We start from the raw sequence: 21,379 nt of genomic DNA, 5'->3' as shown, positions 1-21,379 counted from the left end.
GAGCTGTCACGTTGTCCGTGGCTTAACTGTTGCTGGATAATCGCACGTGATGAGCGTACCGACCATCAGCTATAAGAATCACCGTTTCCCACCGCAGATCATCGCCCATGCCGTGTGGCTGTATTTCCGGTTTCCATTAAGTCTACGGCTGGTGGAAGAGATGTTCCGAGAGCGCGGCGTTATCGTGTCCTACGAAACGACCCGGCGCCGGTGCCGCAAATTCGGCGCGGCATACGCAAAGCAATTGCGCAAAAAGACGCCGTCGCGAACGGATATCTGGCATCTGGACGAGGTGGTAGTGACGATCAGCGGTCGAAAGCACTGGTTCTGGCGAGCCGTCGACCAGGACGGATATGTTCTCTACGAGATCGTGCAGGTGCGTCGCGACACCAAGGCTGCCAAGCGATTGTTGATCAGACTGCTGAAGAAGCAAGGCCTCCCGCCGGTTTGTGGGTCACCCCATCCCGCAGGTCCTTTGAGCGATAGAGTTGACTTCTATGCCTCAAAAATGGTCTATATATGAGTTATAGGAAGGGTATCTATAACTCATGGCTTGGAACTGGACGCTGCCCGATTGGCCGGACTTCCGGTATGACGCCTCCGCTCTGGAGCCGTTTGAGCAGACGTTTCTGCTGTCGTCCGGAGAAATCCTCGGCGCGGTCCATCATGTCAGCCAGCCGGAGCGCGAGCAACTCCGCATCGAACTGCTCAGTGAGGAAGCGATGCAAACGAGCGCCATCGAGGGTGAAATCCTCGATCGGCTCAGCGTGCAGTCTTCGCTGCGCCGCCATCTGGGCCTCGATCCGGACAGCTACCCTGCCAAACCGCACGAACAGGGCATCGCGGAAATGATGGTCGACGTCTATTCCAGTTTTGCAGAGCCGCTGACCCATGAGATACTGTCCCGCTGGCATCGGATGCTACTGTCCCATGACAGTCGGTTGGAAACCATCGGGGCCTACCGACAACACGCCGAGGTGATGCAAATCGTTTCCGGCCGCCTTGACCGGCCGACGATCCATTTCGAAGCGCCGCCTTCAGAGCGGGTCATGCCGGAGATGGAGCGATACGCGAATTGGTTCAACAAGACCGGGCCCGAGGGAGCAGAGCCGCTTCCAGCGCTGACGCGCGCAGGGCTAAGCCACCTCTATTTCGAGAGCCTCCACCCATTCGAAGACGGCAACGGCCGCTTGGGTCGCGCCCTCGCTGAAAAGTCGCTGGCGCAGAACATTGGCCAGCCGACCCTCATCTCGCTCGCATTCACAATCGAGAAGGAGCGTAAGACATACTACGACCAGCTCGAGAAGCATCAAAAAACGCTCGACGTGACCGATTGGCTCGTCTGGTTCGCGGAAGTTGTCTTGAAGGCCCAACAGACAACACTCGACCGCGTCGGCTTCTTCATCAACAAGGCACACTTCTACGATCGTCACAGAGATCACTTGAACGAACGCCACGGCCAAGGCCATCGCTCGAATGTTTCGGGAAGGCCCTGTGGGATCCAAAGGCGGCCTCAGCGCCGACAACTATCTCAAGGTCACCGGAACTTCACGGGCAACCGCAACCCGCGATCTGCAGGATCTAGTCGAGAAAGGTGCGCTCAACCGAACTGGAGATCGACGCCATACGAGATATTGGTTGAACCTGAATCCACGGGCGTCGAACCAACTACAATGATTTGCATAGAAGTGAGGCAGATTGGTTTCCCTGCCGTCTCGTTTTCTTACGTGATGATTTGGACCCGGAGGCAGAGCGACCAACTCTTGGTGTCTTTTCGTATCTAACCGCTCGTGCGCTCGTAAAATATATTTATAAAATATCTGAAAGCTATCAGCTATCTATCTGATAGATCCTTAATGTCACTCCTCGTGTTCTTTGTAGAACTACAAAAATTTGTCCACGGCATCGACAAAGGTCAGATTTTCATCTGTCTGCGAATGCCCGGAAAGCACCAAGCTTATTGGCATCGCCGCGAAGATAGAGCGAGTCCTTGGGGGCTTCTTCCAAGTTCTACGGGTGATACCTAGCACTGCCCCTGCTTCCCGGCTCACGAATCCCAATTTGGCAGAGGCCTCGTCAACCTTCCGCATTTCATCTGCTTCGGCTGCAACATCAGGGGAGGCGGCCTTCATGTTCACGGATTTAAAATCAAATGCCTTACTCATTGCCCATTACCTCCTGCAAAACATCATAGAGTTCGACAACCAATGCCTCCGCGTTGTCCTTAGCACCTTCAATCCCGTTGACTTCTCGTGCGTCCAGCTCGTCGAGCGTAGCGTTTTCCGAGAACATGGACTTGTAGGCCTGCCTCTCGTTCAATTCGGTGTCGAGGATACGTAACCCCGCAGATGAAACGCCTTCCCGGATCTTCCGGGAGATCTTCGTTGCGATAGCCGAACTGGTTCGCGTCCTCACAAGCGCCGAAGGGATCGAGCGCTCAAGCGTTTCTTCTTCGCGCACCAGCTCAAGGGCACGGATAGCCTGATCGCTATCAAGCGGGGAGGCCTGCAAAGGCACCAACACGAGGTTTGCGCGACTGATTGCGCGAGATACCAGTTTCGACGCAGTGCCTTCCAGATCCACAATCACAATGTCATGTGCCTAGTCTGCAGCTCTGATTGTGGCAATGACATTGGATTCAGTTATGTCGGATTCAATCATCATTCCAGACGGCTTTCCCCGCCGCTCCGCCCACGATCCTATGGGACGGCTTGGATCACAGTCCAGCACGCAACCGCTTGCCCCTTGGGTGCGTATCCGGTCGCCAGGACAAGCGCCGTAGTGCTCTTTCCTACGCCACCCTTGGGATTGCCTAAAACCAGCACACCCATATCGTTGTCTCCCAACCAGAAAATACCCAGTAAAAATCTGGTATTACGTCAACATGTATCAGGTAACAGATACTATTAAATATCGTAAGCGGTGTTTTCCTCGCACATTGACCAAGGTCGATTGGCATTCCGAAAACTGCCAATACGACATTGAGAGACAAGTATGTCTTTTATTGCAGTCCGTCTCCATTGCGGCTATAATAACTTGGTCGGAAAAGGCAGATTTGGTGTGGTCTAGCCCAAATCCTTTCGGAAACGAAAGCTCTGTCCTTGCGTAAAGCATGAGTCCCACGACGAGCATCGGGCGCTATCAAGCGCCCCAATGTTCGTCCGTGTGGTGCTCGAAACGACAAACCCTCCGGTCGAACGATCAAATAGGAGTGGTTTATGGACAATACTCAATCGAATTACGATGTAGTGATTGCTGGAGCGGGACCTGTTGGCCTGTTTCTGGCATGCGAGCTGCGTCTCGCTGGTCTGTCGGTTCTGGTGCTAGAACAGGCTAATGACCCACATTCGCCTCTGAAAAAGCTTCCGTTCGGCATGCGCGGACTTTCCGCCCCGACCATCGAAGCCTTCTATCGTCGCGGCATGCTCGACGAGATCACAGCGCCGCAACGCGCGAACGAGCAATCGGGTGGTGAGAACTCATCCGCGGCTCATTGGATGCAGCAGACACGTCGTCCCGGCGGCCATTTTGCGGGTATCCAATTTTTCCACGACAAGATTGATATGAAGAAGTGGCCCTATCGGCTTCCGGGCCCTGCTGGCACAAACCTGGCGACGACCATAGAGCATGTCGAATCCGTCCTGGCCGCCCGTGCGACGGCGATGGGCGTGGAAATCAGGCGCGGCCTCGGTGTCAATGACTTCGAACAATCGGAAGAAGGCGTGAGCATCCGCGCTGACGACGAGATCGTACACGGAAGATGGCTTGTTGGATGCGATGGCGGTCGCAGCGTCGTTCGGAAGCTCGGTGCCTTCAATTTCGTTGGCACTGATCCCGAGTTCACCGGCTACTCCGTGCAGGTCGAGATGGTTGATCCGGATCAGCTTGCCCCCGGTCGTCACTACACGCCAACGGGCATGTACACTTACCAAAAACCCGGAACCATAGCGATGGTCGACTTCGACGGCGGCGCTTTTCATCGAACACGGCCAATCACCCTTGAACACGTCCAAACGGTTTTACGCCGTGTCTCCGGCACCGAGGTCACATTGACGGCCCTGCCGCTGGCTACCACATGGACGGACCGCGCTTTTCAGGCGGTGGCGTACCGCAACGGGCGCGTATTGCTCGCAGGTGATGCCGCTCACACCCATTCCCCGTTGGGCGGCCAGGGGCTCAATCTTGGTCTTGGTGATGCCATGAATTTGGGCTGGAAACTTGCCGCCACCATACGTGGAGACGCACCTGTCGGCTTACTTGACAGCTACTCGGACGAGAGGCATCCGGTCGGAGCACAGGTTCTCGACTGGTCGCGTGCGCAGGTGGCGATCATGCGGCCAAGCCGAAGCTCGCGTGCGCTGGAAACCATTTTTCGTGATCTTGTCGAGACGACAGACGGCGCGACCTATTTTGCGGAACGCGTCTGGGGTATGCGCCTTCGGTATGATCTCGGCGTCACCCATCCACTGGTTGGGAGCAGCGCTCCCGACTTCGAGCTTGCCGATGGAACGAGGCTTGGCGAGCATCTCAGATATGGCAAGGGCGTGTTGCTAGACTTCAAAATCGGCTCCCCGCCTTCTCAGTATCCAGGTCTGTTCAATAGCCGGATCAAATATATCGCAAGTGATGTGACGGACCGATTGGGCTTGTCTGCGGTGCTCGTGCGACCAGACGGGTTCGTCGCTTGGGTTAGCGATGCTGTCCCGAGCTATGAGGAATTTGGGCAAGCCGTGTCGCGTTGGTTCGGCGAGATTTGAAGCCTTGGACGCATGTTCGCTTTAGGCCCAACAGCAGACTTCAGCCATTTGTTCGTCCCAAAGGTATTGCCAACTTGTTGCCCGGTTTGGGCTTGGTAGGTCGTTGAGATGTTTCAGCGTCTCGATTTCCCGCGCCTTAAGGGCTTCCGTTTTCCCAGGTTGATCATTTCCTATGCGGTTTGGGCCTATCATCGGTTTGCGTTGAGTACGGCGGATGTTGAAGATCTCCACTGGCGGAGCGGGGTATTGATGTCAGCCGGGAAACGATCCGCAAATGGGTGAACCGGTTTGGCCGGCATTTTGCTCGCTGCATTCGCCGGGATCGGCCAAGGCCAAACAGCAAATGGCACCTTGATGAGGCGGTGATTGTCATTGGCGGTGTGAAATACTGGCTCTGGCGGGCGATTGACGGCGATGGAGATGTGCTCGATATCCTGGCTCAATCACACCGCAATGCAAAGGTGGCCAGGCTGTTTCTTTGGCGCGCTGGTCACGCAATTCGGCGAGCCCAGGGTCGTGGTAACCGACAAACTGCGCAGCTACACCAAGCCGGTTCAGGCCCTTGCACCCGATGCCGATCATCGCGCTCATAAGGGGCTGAACAACAGGATTGAGAATTCCCACTGCCCGATGCGGAAGCGAGAGAAGATCATGGGCAGGTTCAAGTCACCCCGGCAAGCTCAACGGGTTCTGTCAGCCCACGATCAGATAAACACGATCTTCCGACCGCGCCGGTACCAATTGTCAGCAGCCTCATACCGCCACGCAAGGGCAGATGCATTCGGATTATCGCAGAACTACACCGGCGACATGAACGCCTGAAATCCGTCCAACAAGGGGCACCCTGCTGATTGAACAAAACAAGTTGGCAATACCCGGAATGCAAGCGGTCGAGCAGGTGTTGGGAGGAATGTGCTGCTGGAGACCAGAGATCTGACGGTGCTCCTAGCACGTTGCGGACCATGTTCACGAAGCTGGGACCACTTTCATAGTCCAATAGTTTTCGGCTAGGCGATGTTACTGAAAGAGCGAGTCGGCCCCGCCGGCGAACTGTCGCGTGCGCAAGCCCGCCTACCGGTCGCTTTCGTATTTCTCGATCAGGAGTAGAATTCGCTCGCGGCGGCGCGTAGCCTCGGAGATATGGCTGTCTAACGCGGCCAGCTTCTCACCTAACGCTAGCAGCACCGTCTCCCTTGCCGGAAGTCCCCCGCCTCCCTCAACTAGTCCAGCCCGGATCTCGTCCAGCGTGAAGCCGAGGCTTTGCGCCTGATCTATGAAGAATAGCGTCTTAAGAATGGCTTGAGAGTAATCGCGATATCCGTTCCCCCTTCGGCTCGCCACAGGAATCAGCCCGTTGCGTTCATAGAAGCGGATGCGCGACGCAGACACCCCCGATCGTTTCGCGACATCACCTATCTTCATGAAAAACACCATTGACCTTCAACTATGGTTGAAAGTTTAGACTCCCATCTCCAGTCAGACAAGGAGATGATATGGCACGCATATTGGTGACAGGTGGTACGGGATTTCTCGCCACGCACTGCATAGTCCAGCTGCTCGCGGCCGGACATGAGGTTCGCACGACGCTCCGCAATCTGGATCGGACGGGGCAGGTGAACGCCACGGTACGCGAGGGCGGTGCAGGCGGGGCCATTGGGCGGCTGACCTTCACCGTCGCCGACCTGTTGGCCGATGCGGGCTGGGACGAAGCTGTCTCCGACTGCGACTATGTGCTCCATGTCGCCTCGCCGTTTCCGAGCAAGGTGCCCAAAGACCCAGATTTGCTGATCCGGCCGGCCCGTGATGGATCGCTCCGTGTGCTGCGTGCGGCACGTGATGCCGGCGTGCGGCGGGTGGTGCTCACCTCGTCCTTCGCCGCGATCGGCTACGGCAAGGGGCGCACGGGGACCTTCGATGAAGCGGATTGGACCGATCCAAACGATCCCACCCTGCAGCCCTATCAAGTGTCGAAGACGCTCGCGGAACGCGCCGCCTGCAGATTTCATTCACCGCGAGGGCGGCACGATGGAACTCTCAGTGGTCGCGCCCGTGGGAATCCTGGGCCCGGTGCTGGGGCGGGACATCTCGACATCTATCCACATGGTGAAGCGAGTGATCGAAGGCAGGGTGCCGGGCTGTCCGGACCTCTGGTTCGGCGTCGTCGACGTGCGTGACGTTGCCGATCTCCACATCCGGGCTATGACGCACCCGGCAGCCAAAGGAGAACGCTTTCTCGCGACGGCGGGGGAATTCCTACAGGCCATCGACATGGCGTACACGCTGAAGGACCGCCTAGGCAGCACCGCCCACGCAGTCCAGACACGCCAACTGCCCAACTGGCTGCTCCGAACGGTGTCGCTGTTCGATTCCGAAGTCCGCGCCCTGTTGCCCGAACTTGGTAAGCGCAAAAACGCGACCGCCGCCAAGGCTGAGCGCCTGCTCAGCTGGGTACCACGCTCGCCAGCAGACGCGATCGTCGCCACCGCGCAAAGCTTGGCACAACATGGTCTCTTAAATGCGCGGTAGGTCGCAGGCGCTTGCTGATCGTGCGCTTCGGTCCAGCCTATGGGCGACTTTTGCGTGAAAGCGGCCATTCACAGCTATTATCCGGAAGGCTGGCCCTGACTCGAAGCAGACTGAGGCCTGCCTACTGCTTGGCATCGGTCGCGGCGGTATTGCCAACTTGTTGCTCCGGTTTGGGCTTGGTAGGTCGTTGAGATGTTTCAGCGTCTCGATTTCCCGCGCCTTAAGGGCTTCCGTTTTCCCAGGTTGATCATTTCCTATGCGGTTTGGGCCTATCATCGGTTTGCGTTGAGTACGGCGGATGTTGAAGATCTCCTGACGGAGCGGGGTATTGGTGTCAGCCGGGAAACGATCCGCAAATGGGTGAACCGGTTTGGCCGGCCTCCTGCAATTGATGCTTATGGCCCTCAAGAAGAGGTAAGCCCTGATCGAGCTGTTTGGCACCGGCGCTGAATGCCTGCGCATACCGATCAACGGCCTGCAAACGTGTCCGTAAATCCAGCGAACCGCTAGACCAAGGCATTCGTCAGAGCTCCAATAGAAGTCATCAACCGCCTTAAACAATACTGCAATGAGACCGGGATGTCATATGGCGAAGCGCTCGACGAGCTGATGCGAAAATCAGGAATCTAATCATCGCTCGGCCACTTCTGCGCACCATGAAGCACGCGGATGAGGTCAACATGATCGCCAACCGTGTAAACAACGATGAACGGCGTCCCGGTCACGACTAATTCCCTGGTTTCCGCAATGCGACCAACGCGACCGGAAAGAGGAAATTGCTGCAATCGCTCAATCTGATCTTCGGTCTCATCCCACATCCTGAGGGCAGCGACCGGATTCTCCTTGGCTATATGCTCAACAATCCGGTCCAGATCGCGAGCATAGGACTCGCGCCTGACCAGACGCAAACGTTTAGTGACCATTTTTCAGAACGCGCCCTTCGAGTTCGGCACGCTTTGCCCTGACGCGGCTGTTCCAATCTTCCTCGGAAATTGCAGCGTTAGACCCGTTTTCAATCCCGTCGAGAGCCATTTGGACCTGCTCCCGAAACCAGGCTGTCATGTTCGCCGGCCTCGTGAAGCTGGCGTTGGCGTTCTGCCGTATCCGGCCGCTTCCGTTCCACTGCCTCGGGATCATGCTCTGTCATATCGATTTCAAACCGGGCAATTCCAAGCTCGTCCCGGATATAGGCGGCGGCAGTATTGAGATTCCGCCAGATCTCGCATACGCTGCGATCGCTGTGCTGCAACAGCCCGCTCATTTGCCCCATACTTGACGAGGACTGCAAAACCGCCTTGACTGCCCAAACACGACAGCACCATTCAGCGCATGTGCACTGGCGAGATTTTTGACGGCCTTTCCGTCGATCGTATCTAGGGCTCGGCTCATCACATAAATTACCTTTTTATCTAATGGGACATGCAGATTTATTAGATATTCGCATTTTTCCTCGTCGCTCGCAACACGTCACTTTTCAAAAGCCGATAGGAAATTTCCGCAAATGGCGAGTTTGCGATTTAAGTGTTGAGAGGGCATTGCCAACTTGTTGCTCCGGTTTGGGCTTGGTAGGTCGTTGAGATGTTTCAGCGTCTCGATTTCCCGCGCCTTAAGGACTTCCGTTTTCCCATGGTTGATCATTTCCTATGCGGTTTGGGCCTATCATCGGTTTGCGTTGATTACGGCGGATGTTGAAGATCTCCTGACGGAGCGGGGTATTGATGTCAGCCGGGAAACGATCCGCAAATGGGTGAACCGGTTTGGCCGGCATTTTGCTCGCTGCATTCGCCGGGATCGGCCAAGGCCAAACAGCAAATGGCACCTTGATGAGGCGGTGATTGTCATTGGCGGTGTGAAATACTGGCTCTGGCGGGCGATTGACAGCGATGGAGATGTGCTCGATATCCCGGCTCAATCACACCGCAATGCAAAGGTGGCCAGGCTGTTTCTTTGGCGCGCTGGTCACGCAATTCGGCGAGCCCAGGGTCGTGGTAACCGACAAACTGCGCAGCTACACCAAGCCGGTTCAGGCCCTTCCACCCGATGCCGATCATCGCGCTCATAAGGGGCTGAACAACAGGATTGAGAATTCCCACTGCCCGATGCGGAAGCGAGAGAAGATCATGGGCAGGTTCAAGTCACCCCGGCAAGCTCAACGGGTTCTGTCAGCCCACGATCAGATAAACACGATCTTCCGACCGCGCCGGTACCAATTGTCAGCAGCCTCATACCGCCACGCAAGGGCAGATGCATTCGGATTATCGCAGAACTACACCGGCGACATGAACGCCTGAAATCCGTCCAACAAGGGCACCCTGCTGATTGAACAAAACAAGTTGGCAATACCGGCCGAGCACTTCATTCAAACGATGCTGCGCGAATGGGCCTACGCCATTCCCTTCAGATCATCCCTGACGCGCGAGGCCGACCTGCCCAGATGGCTTGACTGGTACAACACAAAACGACAACACATGGGCATCAACGGCAAAACGCCACTTCAGTCCCTCAACCGAACAACCTGATCAGAAACCACAGCAAGTTTCATGAGGCGGCTCCTCCTCGTTAAGCTCTCCTCGCTCCTCACGCAATCGCGTGTGAATGGTCTGACGGCTGAAACCGGACAGCTTGGCTGTGTCCACAATAGACATGCCACTGTCTAAAGCCTTCTTGATGGTGTTCCACGCGTCATCATCAAGCCGGGGAGGGCGACCCAGGCTGCTTGCCCGAACTGCGAGCGGCCGCAAGACCTTCCTGGGTACGTTGCTGAATAACATTGCGCTCGAACTGAGCAAAAGCTCCGACGATATGGAAAAGCAATTTCCCGGTAGGCGTCTCGGTTTCCAGATTTTCAGTAAGCGAGACAAACTGCACCTGCGACTGCTCAAGCGCTTGCATAAGGGTCAGCAGATCCGAAAGGCTCCGCGAAAGCCTGTCCAGCCGCCACACAACTAGAGTGTCACCGGGTCGCGAGTGCTCCAATAGTCGCATGAGGCTCGGCTTAACAACGGCATTCCCTCTTACGCCGAGATCTTCAAAAATACGATCACACCCCGCCGCGCGCAAGACTTCTAGCTGTAGCGCTGAGTTCTGATCACCCGTTGAGACGCGCGCATATCCTAACCGCATCAATTTGCTCCGAAATGTCCAATATATATTTTTAACGCAGATTTATTGGACAGTCTCGAAAATTGCGTATTTGTCCCTTTGAAAGGATTGGCTTTTTGTGTGACCTTTCGCGATATTTGGCTCATTTTCTTCAGGGCTAAGTGGCATAGACTCGTGCTGGAGCCAGCGTAGCGAACATTTGCGCTTCACGCGGCGAATGTCCGGTTTGAGCCCTTAGCGGAAGCGCCAGTTTCTCGCTGCACGCGCACGCAGGGGAACAGCTGCCGCCATACCGCGGAAAGTTATGCGGCGCCGCAGCTAAGACCTCGGACACTCATGGTTGGCGCAGCGAACGTCCGATGGGAAAAGATCGGTTCGCGGGAAACGGGGGCGTTTACTTCGATTGCACCACAAGACGACAAGCCAGCCCGAAGAATGTCACCGCGGCCAGCCGGTATGCGACCTTGAGGATGGTGTCGTTCGACACCACAGCAGCGCGGAAGCGCGCGACCAGCAACACCAGAACGCTGATCCAGAGGATGGCCATGAGACCGAGGGTCAGTCCCAGGATCAGGCTCTGAAGTGCGACCGATCCGTTTTCGGGACGGACAAACTGTGGGAAAAGGGCGATGAAGAACGGGATCATCTTCGGATTGACGAGGTTGTTCGTCAGTCCCTGTGTGAAATATCGGGCAGAGCTGTCACGGCGAGCCGCCAGATGCTCATTGAGACTCAATTTCGCAGGAGCGCGCCAGGACTGAAACGGCCAGATAGACCAGATACGCTGCGCCAAGATACTTCAGAACATCGAACGCCATCGGGAAGAGCAGCACGAGGCTCGATACGCCAAGACCCGCCAGAAGGGCTTGGATGACATTTCCCGCCTGTGTCCCGATCAGCGTGAAGAGGCCAGCCCGGGTGCCGGTGGCAATCGTTCTCGAAAGGATCAGCACCGTGTCAGGCCCCGGCGTCAGGACGAGGACAGTGGCTGTAATGAGGAACAGATAGAAGGTGTTTGGATCGATCATCATTTTGCTTATTCCAAAACCAGTTGCCCGCGTGCGGAAGTTGCCGCCGCGCCACCGATCTTCACGGTGATTGTCTCGCTATCGCGTGCCCAGGACGCATGGACGATGCCATCGCGTCCGATCTCGATGCCCTGCTCGGCCTGATATCCCCCTTTAGGAGCGTCAGCGTCTACATGACGTGCAATATAGGCGGCGACGGACCCGTTGCCGGAACCACATACGGGATCTTCGGCCACGCCTTCGCCCGGCGCAAAGGTCCGCACCCGAATGCGCTGCGGCCCGCTTTCCAATTCCGCGAATACCGTAAGGCCCGCCGCCCGGAGCGCGTGACACTCGCGCGCTATCAGGCCCTGATCCGGAGTTAGGCCGGAGATTACGCCAAGCCCTCGAACCTGAGCGACGAGCCACGGAACGCCCGTAGAGACCACCTGCGCAGGCGTTAGGCACACGTCAGCCTCGGCGCAACCCAGCATCTTCGAGACGGTTTCTCGTGTCAGAGAGGTGTCACGGAACCTTGCCGGAGCCTGCGTCATCCGCAGCAGCAGCCCTTCGTGGACCGACAAAACTTCAACCGGGACGATGCCGATCCCGCATTCCTGCTGCAGCACGCCTTGCCGCACGAGGTCCGGGTGCCGCTCCAGCATGGCGTGCGCGGTGGCGACGGTCGGGTGCCCAGCGAAGGGCATTTCATTCATCGGCGTGAAGATCCTCACGCGGTAATCAGCGGCTTCGGTTGTTGGCTTCAGGACGAATACCGTCTCGGACAGGTTCATCTCGCGGGCGATCTTCTGCATCACTTCGCCCGGGATATCATCAGCGTCGAAGACCACCGCAGCGGGGTTCCCGAAAAGTGGACGGTTGGCGAAAGCATCAATCTGCACGAAATTCGGTGTCATGGCGAGATCTCCTGTGGTTCGGAAACGCCATAGCATACGTGACACTAATGCGATATCATTGAAGTGTCACGATACACTTTTCGAGCACGCCAATGCGTCAACAGTCTCCCTAGGTTCCGCGCCTTTCCTCAAGCAAACACTCCTCTGCGGAGCGTCTTGCCGAGGCGTTGGCCGAGGATATTCACGCCGGAGCACTAAAGGCAGGGGATCGACTTCCTGCACATCGAGACCTCGCCTGGCGGCTGCAGGTCGGCATTGGCACGGTGACCAAGGCCTATGCCTCACTGGAAGCCCGCGGACTTGTTCGAGGAGTTCACGGTCGGGGTATGTTTGTCGCCCTTTCCGAGGCCAAGACCGGCCCCGTGATCGACCTTTCCCGCAATGTCCCGCCCGGTGTGACGACCGACCGCATCATGTCGAAAACCCTGTCGGGTCTCGCGCGCCGGGTCGATGCAGGCTTCTTCAATGACTACCCGCCCGTTGGCGGGCACCTGGAGCACCGCGAACTGTTATCACGCTGGTTTGGTCAGATGGGTATCGACGCCGACCCCGCCAGGGTGCTGATCACCAATGGCGCGCATCACGCCCTGCAAGTCGCACTAACAGCATTCCGACCGGAACAGCCTGTCTTCTCGGAGGCTCAGACCTATCCGGGCATGATTGCCTTGGCGCGCCAGATGAACCGTGACTTGATCGGCATAAGCATGGACGCGGAGGGAATGACCCCGGACGGTTTGGAGACGGCTCTCTCGAACGCCCCGGATGCCATCGTCTATGTCACGCCGACCATACAGAACCCGACGACCGCGACCATGAGCCGTGGGCGGCGACAGGACATTGCCGAGGTTTGCCGCAAGTGTGGTGCATGGATCATTGAGGATGACGTGTATTCTCTGGATGCGTCTCTTCCTCCGCTTGCGACCCTCGCCCCCGAGCGCACGATCTACATCAATAGCCTGTCGAAGACGCTCAACCCGTCGCTGCGAACGGGTGGGCTTGTGGTGCCCGCAGGACGCTATGAGATTACCAGATCGAACCTCCGGGACAGCTCTGTCACCGTCTCGCCGCTTGGATGTGCCATCCTCGACCAATGGCTTTGTGACGGTACGGTGGACGTGATCCTGAAAGGCATCCGCGAGGAAGCGCGCTGGCGTGTAGATGCGGCCACTCGCCTTTTGTCCGGACACGTCACGCCCCCGGTAGCCACGGCTTATCAGGTATGGCTGCCGCTCGCTGGTGACGACGCGTGCCGTGTGCATAGGGCTGCGCAGAAAATGGGTATCCAGCTGACCGATCCCTCCACGACGACGGTTGCATCCGAGGCGGTAGCGGGCCTGCGGCTGTGCCTTGGAAGCGTCACGCGACTGGAGTTGGAAACCGCGCTTTCCGCACTGCGGGGATTGATCGAGACCGAAAAGACGAAGCCGGGGACTTAGAATTTCCGCAAAGTCCCGCATTGCGGAAGCTTATGTAGAGTGTGACGAAGAGCAGCTCTCGAATTTCGATTTATACTTCGGGGCTCGGCGTCCGTTGTAGAACGCGATAGACAGTTGGTCGCGAGACGTCGAACAGTTCTGCCAGATCGCTGATGGAGTAGTCGCCCGTGTCATACATGCGCCCCCACCTATCCACAAAACAAAGTGCAACCTCAAACCCGCGATACAGAACTGCCGGTCTGCATTCATTTTTTCAATCTCGTGAATATCCACCGAGCGCGGTCGCATAAGCACGCAGCCTCGCCGTCATGAACTCCGTAAACAGACGAACACGTCGAGTCTTCCGGGTTTCACCCTGGGTGAGAAGCCAGAGTGAGCCATGAGATCCGAGCCCTGCGCCAGGAAGGCGCGAAAGGGTCGGCTCCGCATCGCCGACGAAACAGGGAAGCATTGACACGCCCATGCCGAGACGCAGTGCCTCGATCTGCGCGGCTTCCTCGGAGATGCGCAGGGAGACATCGGCAAAGGCTACCCGGTCGCCGGCCCAGTCCGGTATCCCTTCTCCGGTACGGGTGATCCACCTGAGCAGGTCCACCTCGCCGGTTTCCCACGCAGATAGCAGATCTCGGGACAGGTACAGCCCAAGGGACAGGTCGGGGCCTTTCACGCCGTGAAGGTTCTGTGGGAGGGATCCCGGTCCAAAACCACCCTGACAGCGACATCCGCCTCGCGATTGGTCAGATTGACCTTGCCTTGCGACGACAGGATCTCGAGCCCGATTTCCGGGTGCTGCGCCGCGAAGACCGCGAAGTCCGGCATCAGAAGGTGTGTGGCGATGGTCGGCGCCATCGTGACCCGAAGCGGACCACGCACCGCGTCGTCCCGGCCGAAGATGCGGCTGACCAGCGACTGCGACGACGCTTCCATCTGTTCGGCGAATTCCTGTACCTGCTCGCCGGCTTCTGTCGGCTGGTATCCCGAGGGGAGCCGCTCGAACAGCTTCGCGCCGAGGCGAGACTCCAGTTGCGCGATGCGCCGCATGACTGTCGTGTGATTGACGCCGAGGTTGTCCGCGGCAGCGCGGACCGATCCATACCGTGCCACCGCAAGGAAGTAGCGCACGTCATCCCAGTCGATTTCGGATGTATGCATAGCTGCCCTCGTCTTCTTCGTGATGCTGGTGCATATAGCAGCGTTTTATAGAGTTGTCCGGTGCTATTCTGCACCACCCTTCTGCGCGTCCTCTCACTGCCGCCGCCCGCTTCGGTCTCCTACCTAAGCCCAGACGAACCGACGGTACCGTATGCTCTGCGAACAATCCGCTGAGCGCCGACCGTCAAAGCTGAAGGAAATCAGAGATGTCACACACAATTATCGGCTTCGGGAGTATCGGAAAGGCGCTGGCCAAGGCCTTCGCCCGGAGCGGCCACCAGGTATCAGTGGCCACTACCCGCGCCCCGGAAAGCTTTGCGTCAGAGGCCGCCGCTATTGGTCCGGATGTAACGGCGGTGACCTTGGCGGAAGCGGTGAAGGCCGACACCCTCTTTCTCGCCGTACGCTTCAGGACCATGCAGCGGTCGCCAGGGCGTTGCCGTCGCTGGACCGGCAAGACGATCATCGACGTGACGAACGCCTATGGCGTTTCGCCGGAGGCGCTGGACGGCGAGCCTTCCGCGCAGATCGTCGCCCATGCCTTCCGGGGGGCGCGTGATCAAGGGGTTCAATCACCTCGGCGCGTCGAAACTGGCCAGCGATCCCGCCGTTCATGGCGGCCGCCGGGTGGTTTTCCTCTCGAGCGACGACGACGCCGCGGCGGACGAGATCGCCGGACTGGCCAAGGAATTGGGCTTCGCGCCCGTCCAGCTCGGCAAGCTCTCGGAGGGTGGGCGTCTTGTCCATGGCGAGGGCGACACCTAGGGCAGGCTGATTTTCCAGGATCTCGTCCGCTTCGACGAGAAGGCATGATCCACCTCCCAAGCATACTGAAGTTCAAAAGGAACATGACATGACCAGACTGACTGGAAAGACCGCCGTCGTCACCGGCGGCGCAAGCGGAATCGGGCTCGCTGCCGCAAAACGCTTTGTCGAGGAAGGCGCATTCGTCTTCATCTTCGGCCGCCGGCAGGACGCGCTCGATGCGGCCGTGGCAGAGCTCGGGTCGAACGCCCGCGGCGTCGCGGGATCGGTGTCCAGCGAATCCGATCTCGAGCGTCTGTACGCGGCGGTCAAGGACGAGCGGGGCACGCTCGACATCGTGTTGGCCAACGCCGGGGCTGGAAGCCAGATGCCGCTCGGACAGATCACCGCGGCACATCTGGACGAAACCTTCGACACCAATGTGAAGGGGACGATCTTCACCGTCCAGAAGGCATTGCCGCTCATGGGCAAGGGCGGGTCGATCATCCTGACCGGTTCGAGCGCCGGCACGACCGGCGCGCCGGGGATGACCGCCTACAGCGCCAGCAAGGCCGCGGTGCGCAACCTGGCGCGGACTTGGGCCGAGGATCTGAAGGGCACCGGTATCCGAGTGAACGTGCTATCGCCCGGAGCGACCGCGACGGAGCTGGCGAAGGCGTCGCTCGGCGAAGAGGGCCAGAAGGTCTTTGCCTCCATGACCCCGCTCCAGCGCATGGCCGATCCGGCCGAGATTGGTGCGGCGGCGGCCTTTCTGGCCTCGCCGGACAGCAGTTTCATGACCGCCAGCGAATTGGCCGTGGATGGTGGCCTTGCCCAGCTCTGAAGCAGCGGGTCCGGCGCTCTCGGGAGTTTCGGGAGGGTCGGACCTTTACGCTTCCGGCGATGTCAGGCGGCCGGGGGAAACATACAGCGTTGGAGAATTCCGATGAGGAACGAAGAAAACATTGAGATCGTAAAGAGCTTCTTCGCGGCGGCGTTTGGTGACGACAGGCCGGGTATGCTGGCCGTGGTCACCCAGGACATCGAATGGACCATACTCAGGCCACGACTGGCCGCTGGCTGGCATCCACCAAGGCCACGAAGGACTGGAGCGGCTCCTGGACACCGAAGCCGCCACCATGGAGATGACGGTCTCCGAACCTCGGGAGTTCGTATCGCAGGCGGACCGGGTCATGGTTGCGGGCTATGCCGAGGGCACGGTCAAAGCCACAGACAAGCCCTTCAAGGATCACTGGGTTTTCGCCATCACCATCCGGGACGGCAAGATCGCCCGCATCCGCGAGTATGTCGACACGCAAGCCTTGGCCCTCGCCGCGCAACCCGATCGCCCTAGGCACAGCTGAGCGTTCATCAAGCAGTTCGCTTTTCCAAGGAGACCAATCGTGTACGACAACTCAACGATCAATGAACTGGTCCGCTTTTCCCGTGTCGAAGCGGGCATGACGGTCATCGATGTTTATCCGGGCGCGGGTGACTGGACGCACAGGTTGTCTGATGTGGTCGGACCGCAGGGTCGGGTCTTCAGCTTCGTTCCGGCCGAGGTCGCGCATTTCAAGCACGATCCGGTTGGAGTCATCGGTGCGCTGACCGAGAAGGAGGGTCGCGACAATATCGTAGCCACATCCTCCGATCTCGTCGCGCTGGCCGAGGTGACCGAGCCGGCGGACGCGGTCTGGCTGCACCTATTCTACCATGATCTCCACACCGACTTGATGCGTTCAAGGGGGGCCACGGCGGCCGCGTTCAATCGCTCCGTCCACGATCTGCTGAAGCCAGGCGGCAGCTTCATCGTGATTGATCATGCCGCCACGGCGGGCGCCGGGAATGGCGTCGCCCAATCCTTGCACCGGATCGAGCCGGGCTTCGTTCGCGCCGAGGTGGAGGGGGCGGGTTTCGTATTACAGGCCCGGAGCGACCTGCTCACGAACAGGGACGATCCGCACACCAGCAAGGTCTTCGACCCGTCGATTAAGGGAACAACCGACCGCTTCGTCTACCGTTTCGAGAAGCGCTGAGCAATTGCGCTTTGCGTTTCGCCGCGCTCCGGGCGCCTGAAGGCGCCGCCGCGGGTGGAGCGAAATGCAGAAGTGCGATCCTATGAGGGAAGCAGAAATGGACATCGGATTCATCCGCGCGGGGCGCATGGCCACGACCATGTCGCAGCACTTCATCGGCGCGGGTCATCGACCGTTGCTTTCCAGTTGCCGTGAACCGGAAGCCGCGGCGTGCGACCTCACCATTCTGGCCTGCGACTGGGTCGACGTGCCGGAGGCGCTTTCGGGCATCGACTGGACCGGGCGCGTTCTTGTCGACGGGACCAATGCCCGCCAGGGCGTCAACCCTGACATCAGCGGTGCTGGTGTTCGACGGTCGGTTGCCGCGCTGGGTGGTCAATCCTCCAGCGAAATCGTCGCCGGCCTGGCGCCGGGCGCACGCGTGGTCAAGGCAATCAGCCACATGCCTATGAATTGGATACAGGACTTCTCAGCCGACAAGCCCAGGGCGGCGATGTTTCTCTCGGGTGATCGTGCAGAGGCAAAGGCGTTTGTCGCGCGTCTCTTCGAGGAGATCGGGATGGTGCCGGTGGACCTCGGCACGCTCGCGGCGGGCGGCGCGTTACAGCAACTTGGCGGTCCCCTGAGCGCGATCGAATTGCAGGTCGGTCGAAGGATCGTTCGCTGAACGGAGCGGGTGACGTGCGGGCCGTTCAGCCCTGCGAATCGCCCGTCGCAGGTTCGGCGAACATCCCATCCCCGACGATGTCGAACAGACGGTCCGATAGCGTCGCGAACGCCGGTTGCTCGAACAGCCAGCCGAGCGAAGCCATCAGGGCAAAGAGGTGCTCTCCGTTTATGTCGGACCGCACCGTTCCCTCGGACTGCGCACGTCTCAAGAGGCGCTCACCAGCCGATCGCAGTGCCATGCTGGAAGCATAAAGCGCCGATTCCGGATCTGCATGGGCGCTGGCGAGGAGATCACAGACGCCGGCATAGATGTGCGTGAAGGACACCGCCTCGCGGAACCAGGACAGCAAGGCCTCATCGGGCGCACTGGCTGACTCGAACACGCTCGCCTTCTTGATCAGCTCGTCCGTGCTTAGGCGCAACAAGGCTTCGAACAGCGCCTCCCGTGTCGGAAAATGCCGCAGGAGCGTTGCCAACCCTACCTCTGCCCTCCGGGCAATGTCGCGCATCGAAGCGTCCGATCCATGCTCTGCGACCACCTCGTGTGACACAGCCAGGATGCGCTCGTAATTTTTTTGCGTCAGCTCGCATTGCGGCCCCTTGATAATCGGATCACTGATCCATATTTGTCGATCACTGACCCACATATGGATCACATGGTGGGCCTTCGCAAGGGTTATGCCCGGACACAACGCACGAGAGGTATTTCTAATGACGACTGTCAGCATCATCGGGACCGGAAGGATGGCCGCGTCTATCGGCAAGCTAGCCGTTCAAGCCGGACATGAGGTGGAAATCACGGGCCGCGATCCGGCAAAGGCGGAGACCCTCGCGAAGGAACTCGGCGGCACCACGGTCGTGGGGCTGTTCGGCAGCGAGCCGATGGGAGCAATCGTGGTCCTCGCCGTTCCCTACACCGCCGTGCTCGACGTCGTGCGTCACTACGGCGAGACCCTGTCGGGCAAACTGCTCGTCGATATCACCAATCCAATCAAGGACGACTTCTCGGGCTTCCTGGTGTCCGCCGGCACTTCCGGGGCCGAGAAGATCGCAAGGTTGGCACCGCAGAGCGCCCCGATCGTCAAGGCCTTCAACACGCTGAACGCCAGCGTCCTGGCGGCGGCACCCGACCGGGCGGAGCGGCTCGACACCTTCCTCGCGGGCGACGACATTGAGGCAAAGTCACGCGTCTCGGACCTTGTAGAGAGCCTCGGCCTTCGCCCCCTCGACGCTGGCCAGCTGTCCATGGCGAGGACGCTGGAGCATGCCTGCATGCTGGTGCTGGGGCTCGTCACCCATTCGATCGGTCACGGCAGCTTCGCCCTTGGCATCCGAAATCAGGGCTGACCCTCAGCCCGTCCCCTCACATCGCAAAGGAGCAATACAATGCATGTGTTCGTCACTGGTGGGACCGGCCATTCCGGCCCCTACATCATCACCGACCTTATCGAAGCCGGCCACCAGGTCACAGCGCTCGCGAGGTCCGACAAGGCTGCCGATCAGGCGGCGCGGCTTGGCGCCGCGGTGCGCCGCGGCGATCTCGAGGATCTCCCGGGTCTGAAGGAGGCAGCGGCGGCCGCGGATGGCGTCATCCACGTCGCGCACCGGCAGGACCTGCTGCCCACCGGAGGCCTCGACGCTGTCGCCGAAGCCGAGACGAAGATCATGGAAGCGTACGGAGATGCGCTTGCCGGCTCGGGAAAGCCGCTCGTCGTGTCGGCCAGTATCGGCTCGCCAACCTGGGAAGGACTCGGCCGGCCAACCACCGAGGACGATCCGGCGCTTCCCGGCGGCAAGGCGTACTCGGGCACCTTGAGGGTTCGTAACATCGTCGAGACCACCGCCATTGGGCTTTCCGAGCACGGCGTGCGATCGTCGGTTGTGCGGATTCCGACGATCATGCACAGCCCGACGGATGACGCGAACTTTCTCGCGTTGCTGATCGGGCTGGCCAAGGAGAAGGGCGTTGTCGGCTACCCTGGTGATGGACAGAACCGCTGGCCCGCCGTCCATGCCCGCGACGTAGCGCACCTGTTCCGGTTGGCGCTGGAAAAAGGCGAGGCCGGCAGCACATGGCATGCGATCGGCGACGAAGGAGTCCCGTTCCGCGAGATCGCCGAGGGTATCGGTAGCCGCCTCAATATGCCTGTCGTGAGCATTCCGAAGGATGAGCTCATGATCCTCAGCTACTACGGCTTCCTGACCAATCTGGTGACCCTGGATCTGCCCACTTCAAACAGCATCACCCGCGAGCGCCTCGGCTGGAAGCCGACCCAGCCGGGCGTGATCGAGGACATGGACAACGGTCACTACTTCCCGGCGGCCTGATCCGCCGAGGTATTGCAAACCTTCCTAAGCATGGAGAACATCATGAGCACCATCAGCATCATCGGCGCCGGCACAATGGCCGGGGCCGTCGCCGGCCGGGTCGCCAGTGCCGGTCACACCGTCGAACTCATCGCCCGCGATCCAGCCAAGGCCACGGCACTGGCAAGCAAGCTTGGCTCTGGCGCCAAGACGGGCACCTACGGTGAGGCGCCCGACGGGGACATCGTGATCCTCGCCGTCCCTTACGCCGGTGCGGCTCCGGCAGTTGCCGACCTCGGCACAGCGCTGTCTGGCAAGGTGGTCGTCGACCTCACCAACCCGGTTGCGCCGGACATGTCGGGCCTCGTCACGTCCCCGGGCAGCTCGGGCGCCGAGGAGACAGCCAAGGGCCTGCCTGCCGATGCGCAGATGGTGAAAGCGTTCAACACCATCTTCGGCCATGTGCTTGCCAAGGGCGGACGGCTGGATACGTTCTTTTCCGGAGACGACGCCGGAGCCAAGGACAAGGTCAAGACGCTCCTCGAGAGCCTCGATCTGCGGGCCTTCGACGTGGGCGGCCTCAGGATGGCCGCGACGCTCGAAGCCGTCGGCCTGATGATGATCGGCCTCGCGAAGAACGGCGCCGGAGCCTGGGACATCGCCATGAACGTCGAATTGGGCTGACCCCAGAGGCCGTAGAGCTCGGCCGGACCGGCGACGGTCCGG

At 59.4% G+C, this 21,379-nt stretch carries 21 protein-coding genes and 11 pseudogenes; 18 read left to right on the top strand and 14 right to left on the bottom strand.

The annotated features are described in order from the left end of the window. Positions 1–3: 3 nt before the first annotated feature. Positions 4–445, top strand: a pseudogene (locus tag AC0L7U_RS19640) (IS6 family transposase); the annotation flags it as partial. 103 nt (positions 446–548) lie between these two features. Next, positions 549–1,677, top strand: a pseudogene (locus AC0L7U_RS19635) (DUF4172 domain-containing protein). Positions 1,678–1,883: 206 nt separating this feature from the next. Here AC0L7U_RS19635 and AC0L7U_RS19630 read toward each other — a convergent pair. The 3 genes from AC0L7U_RS19630 to AC0L7U_RS19620 form a co-directional block, all read right to left on the bottom strand. Beyond that, positions 1,884–2,165 (bottom strand): hypothetical protein, encoded by a 282-nt coding sequence (locus tag AC0L7U_RS19630; protein WP_473696180.1) that lies wholly within the window; start codon positions 2,163–2,165, stop codon positions 1,884–1,886. Continuing rightward, the gene (locus AC0L7U_RS19625; RefSeq protein ID WP_473696178.1) at positions 2,158–2,589 is read right to left on the bottom strand and encodes a P-loop NTPase family protein; all 432 of its coding nucleotides are present in this window, start codon (positions 2,587–2,589) and stop codon (positions 2,158–2,160) included. Before AC0L7U_RS19625 ends, AC0L7U_RS19630 begins: the two co-directional genes overlap by 8 nt. 110 nt (positions 2,590–2,699) lie before the next feature. Continuing rightward, positions 2,700–2,831: a division plane positioning ATPase MipZ gene (locus AC0L7U_RS19620; RefSeq protein WP_473696176.1), complete on the bottom strand. Its 132-nt coding sequence runs from the start codon at positions 2,829–2,831 to the stop codon at positions 2,700–2,702. Positions 2,832–3,218: 387 nt separating this feature from the next. Here AC0L7U_RS19620 and AC0L7U_RS19615 point away from each other — a divergent pair, with 387 nt between their 5' ends. Then, positions 3,219–4,757 carry an FAD-dependent monooxygenase gene (locus AC0L7U_RS19615; RefSeq protein WP_473696174.1) on the top strand — a complete coding sequence of 513 codons (1,539 nt, stop codon included), beginning with the start codon at positions 3,219–3,221 and terminating at the stop codon, positions 4,755–4,757. Between the two features lie 108 nt (positions 4,758–4,865). Continuing rightward, positions 4,866–5,579: pseudogene (locus AC0L7U_RS19610) on the top strand (IS6 family transposase). Between the two features lie 249 nt (positions 5,580–5,828). Here AC0L7U_RS19610 and AC0L7U_RS19605 read toward each other — a convergent pair. Then, on the bottom strand, positions 5,829–6,191 hold the full coding sequence (locus AC0L7U_RS19605; RefSeq protein WP_473696172.1) for a MerR family transcriptional regulator: 363 nt from the start codon (positions 6,189–6,191) through the stop codon (positions 5,829–5,831). 59 nt (positions 6,192–6,250) lie between these two features. On the opposite strand from AC0L7U_RS19605, the pseudogene AC0L7U_RS19600 reads away from it, so the two are divergent. Continuing rightward, positions 6,251–7,283, top strand: a pseudogene (locus tag AC0L7U_RS19600) (SDR family oxidoreductase). Positions 7,284–7,475: 192 nt separating this feature from the next. After that, positions 7,476–7,655, top strand: a pseudogene (locus AC0L7U_RS19595) (IS6 family transposase); the annotation flags it as partial. Between the two features lie 254 nt (positions 7,656–7,909). Here the strand turns inward: AC0L7U_RS19595 and AC0L7U_RS19590 are convergent. Together AC0L7U_RS19590 and AC0L7U_RS19585 are read right to left on the bottom strand one after the other, a co-directional pair. After that, on the bottom strand, positions 7,910–8,206 hold the full coding sequence (locus AC0L7U_RS19590) for a type II toxin-antitoxin system RelE/ParE family toxin (protein ID WP_473696170.1): 297 nt from the start codon (positions 8,204–8,206) through the stop codon (positions 7,910–7,912). An 89-nt stretch (positions 8,207–8,295) separates the two neighbouring features. Continuing rightward, entirely contained in the window at positions 8,296–8,532 is a 237-nt protein-coding gene (locus tag AC0L7U_RS19585; protein ID WP_473696168.1) for a hypothetical protein, read from the bottom strand. 329 nt (positions 8,533–8,861) lie between these two features. Here AC0L7U_RS19585 and AC0L7U_RS19580 point away from each other — a divergent pair. Next, positions 8,862–9,574, top strand: a pseudogene (locus AC0L7U_RS19580) (IS6 family transposase). 42 nt (positions 9,575–9,616) lie between these two features. Then, positions 9,617–9,802, top strand: a complete 186-nt coding sequence (locus AC0L7U_RS19575; RefSeq protein WP_473696166.1) for an integrase core domain-containing protein — start codon at positions 9,617–9,619, stop codon at positions 9,800–9,802. Here AC0L7U_RS19575 and AC0L7U_RS19570 read toward each other — a convergent pair whose 3' ends face one another. The 5 genes from AC0L7U_RS19570 to AC0L7U_RS19550 all read right to left on the bottom strand — a co-directional run bounded on the left by AC0L7U_RS19570 (position 9,803) and on the right by AC0L7U_RS19550 (position 12,309). After that, positions 9,803–10,054, bottom strand: coding sequence for a helix-turn-helix domain-containing protein (locus AC0L7U_RS19570; RefSeq protein ID WP_473696164.1), 252 nt, complete (start codon positions 10,052–10,054; stop codon positions 9,803–9,805). It lies immediately after the preceding gene. Continuing rightward, complete coding sequence (locus AC0L7U_RS19565) at positions 9,972–10,406, bottom strand: recombinase family protein (protein ID WP_473696162.1); 435 nt, start codon at positions 10,404–10,406, stop codon at positions 9,972–9,974. The genes AC0L7U_RS19570 and AC0L7U_RS19565 overlap by 83 nt, the downstream gene beginning before the upstream one ends. Positions 10,407–10,779: 373 nt before the next feature. Continuing rightward, the gene (locus AC0L7U_RS19560; protein WP_473696160.1) at positions 10,780–11,121 is read right to left on the bottom strand and encodes a LysE family translocator; all 342 of its coding nucleotides are present in this window, start codon (positions 11,119–11,121) and stop codon (positions 10,780–10,782) included. Continuing rightward, positions 11,108–11,416, bottom strand: coding sequence for a LysE family translocator (locus AC0L7U_RS19555; protein ID WP_473696158.1), 309 nt, complete (start codon positions 11,414–11,416; stop codon positions 11,108–11,110). Before AC0L7U_RS19555 ends, AC0L7U_RS19560 begins: the two co-directional genes overlap by 14 nt. Before the next feature lie 5 nt (positions 11,417–11,421). Continuing rightward, positions 11,422–12,309: a PhzF family phenazine biosynthesis protein gene (locus AC0L7U_RS19550; RefSeq protein ID WP_473696156.1), complete on the bottom strand. Its 888-nt coding sequence runs from the start codon at positions 12,307–12,309 to the stop codon at positions 11,422–11,424. A 158-nt stretch (positions 12,310–12,467) separates the two neighbouring features. Between AC0L7U_RS19550 and AC0L7U_RS19545 the strand changes: the two are divergent. Beyond that, positions 12,468–12,632 (top strand): annotated as a pseudogene (locus tag AC0L7U_RS19545) (GntR family transcriptional regulator); the annotation flags it as partial. A 3-nt stretch (positions 12,633–12,635) separates the two neighbouring features. Then, on the top strand, positions 12,636–13,745 hold the full coding sequence (locus AC0L7U_RS19540) for an aminotransferase-like domain-containing protein (RefSeq protein WP_473696515.1): 1,110 nt from the start codon (positions 12,636–12,638) through the stop codon (positions 13,743–13,745). A gap of 70 nt (positions 13,746–13,815) precedes the next feature. On the opposite strand, the pseudogene AC0L7U_RS19535 reads toward AC0L7U_RS19540, so the two are convergent. Both AC0L7U_RS19535 and AC0L7U_RS19530 read right to left on the bottom strand, forming a co-directional pair. Further along, positions 13,816–13,926: pseudogene (locus AC0L7U_RS19535) on the bottom strand (helix-turn-helix domain-containing protein); the annotation flags it as partial. Between the two features lie 72 nt (positions 13,927–13,998). Next, positions 13,999–14,897: pseudogene (locus AC0L7U_RS19530) on the bottom strand (LysR family transcriptional regulator). Positions 14,898–15,103: 206 nt separating this feature from the next. Here AC0L7U_RS19530 and AC0L7U_RS19525 point away from each other — a divergent pair. The 5 genes and pseudogenes from AC0L7U_RS19525 to AC0L7U_RS19505 all read left to right on the top strand — a co-directional run bounded on the left by AC0L7U_RS19525 (position 15,104) and on the right by AC0L7U_RS19505 (position 18,344). Then, positions 15,104–15,662 (top strand): annotated as a pseudogene (locus tag AC0L7U_RS19525) (NADPH-dependent F420 reductase). An 88-nt stretch (positions 15,663–15,750) separates the two neighbouring features. Then, the gene (locus AC0L7U_RS19520) at positions 15,751–16,485 is read left to right on the top strand and encodes an SDR family NAD(P)-dependent oxidoreductase (RefSeq protein ID WP_473696154.1); all 735 of its coding nucleotides are present in this window, start codon (positions 15,751–15,753) and stop codon (positions 16,483–16,485) included. Between the two features lie 102 nt (positions 16,486–16,587). Then, positions 16,588–17,005: pseudogene (locus tag AC0L7U_RS19515) on the top strand (nuclear transport factor 2 family protein). Positions 17,006–17,044: 39 nt separating this feature from the next. Continuing rightward, on the top strand, positions 17,045–17,677 hold the full coding sequence (locus AC0L7U_RS19510) for a class I SAM-dependent methyltransferase (protein ID WP_473696152.1): 633 nt from the start codon (positions 17,045–17,047) through the stop codon (positions 17,675–17,677). A 97-nt stretch (positions 17,678–17,774) separates the two neighbouring features. Then, a complete protein-coding gene (locus tag AC0L7U_RS19505; protein ID WP_473696150.1) occupies positions 17,775–18,344 on the top strand; it encodes an NADPH-dependent F420 reductase in 570 nt (189 codons plus the stop codon). Positions 18,345–18,369: 25 nt separating this feature from the next. On the opposite strand, the gene AC0L7U_RS19500 is transcribed toward AC0L7U_RS19505, so the two are convergent. Beyond that, on the bottom strand, positions 18,370–18,993 hold the full coding sequence (locus AC0L7U_RS19500; RefSeq protein ID WP_473696148.1) for a TetR/AcrR family transcriptional regulator: 624 nt from the start codon (positions 18,991–18,993) through the stop codon (positions 18,370–18,372). A gap of 64 nt (positions 18,994–19,057) precedes the next feature. Between AC0L7U_RS19500 and AC0L7U_RS19495 the strand changes: the two genes are divergently transcribed. Genes AC0L7U_RS19495 through AC0L7U_RS19485 form a run of 3 tightly spaced genes read left to right on the top strand, consistent with a single transcriptional unit; the run spans position 19,058 to position 21,337 of the window. Then, positions 19,058–19,693, top strand: coding sequence for an NADPH-dependent F420 reductase (locus AC0L7U_RS19495; RefSeq protein ID WP_473696146.1), 636 nt, complete (start codon positions 19,058–19,060; stop codon positions 19,691–19,693). Between the two features lie 39 nt (positions 19,694–19,732). Continuing rightward, on the top strand, positions 19,733–20,674 hold the full coding sequence (locus tag AC0L7U_RS19490) for an SDR family oxidoreductase (RefSeq protein WP_473696144.1): 942 nt from the start codon (positions 19,733–19,735) through the stop codon (positions 20,672–20,674). 42 nt (positions 20,675–20,716) lie between these two features. Then, on the top strand, positions 20,717–21,337 hold the full coding sequence (locus AC0L7U_RS19485; protein ID WP_473696142.1) for an NADPH-dependent F420 reductase: 621 nt from the start codon (positions 20,717–20,719) through the stop codon (positions 21,335–21,337). The last annotated feature ends 42 nt before the right edge of the window (positions 21,338–21,379 follow it).

It is taken from the genome of Roseibium sp. 10G30-5 (genome assembly GCF_055809635.1).
Note: the sequence above shows the minus strand (reverse complement) of the source record. Positions and strands in the feature narration are given on the sequence as shown.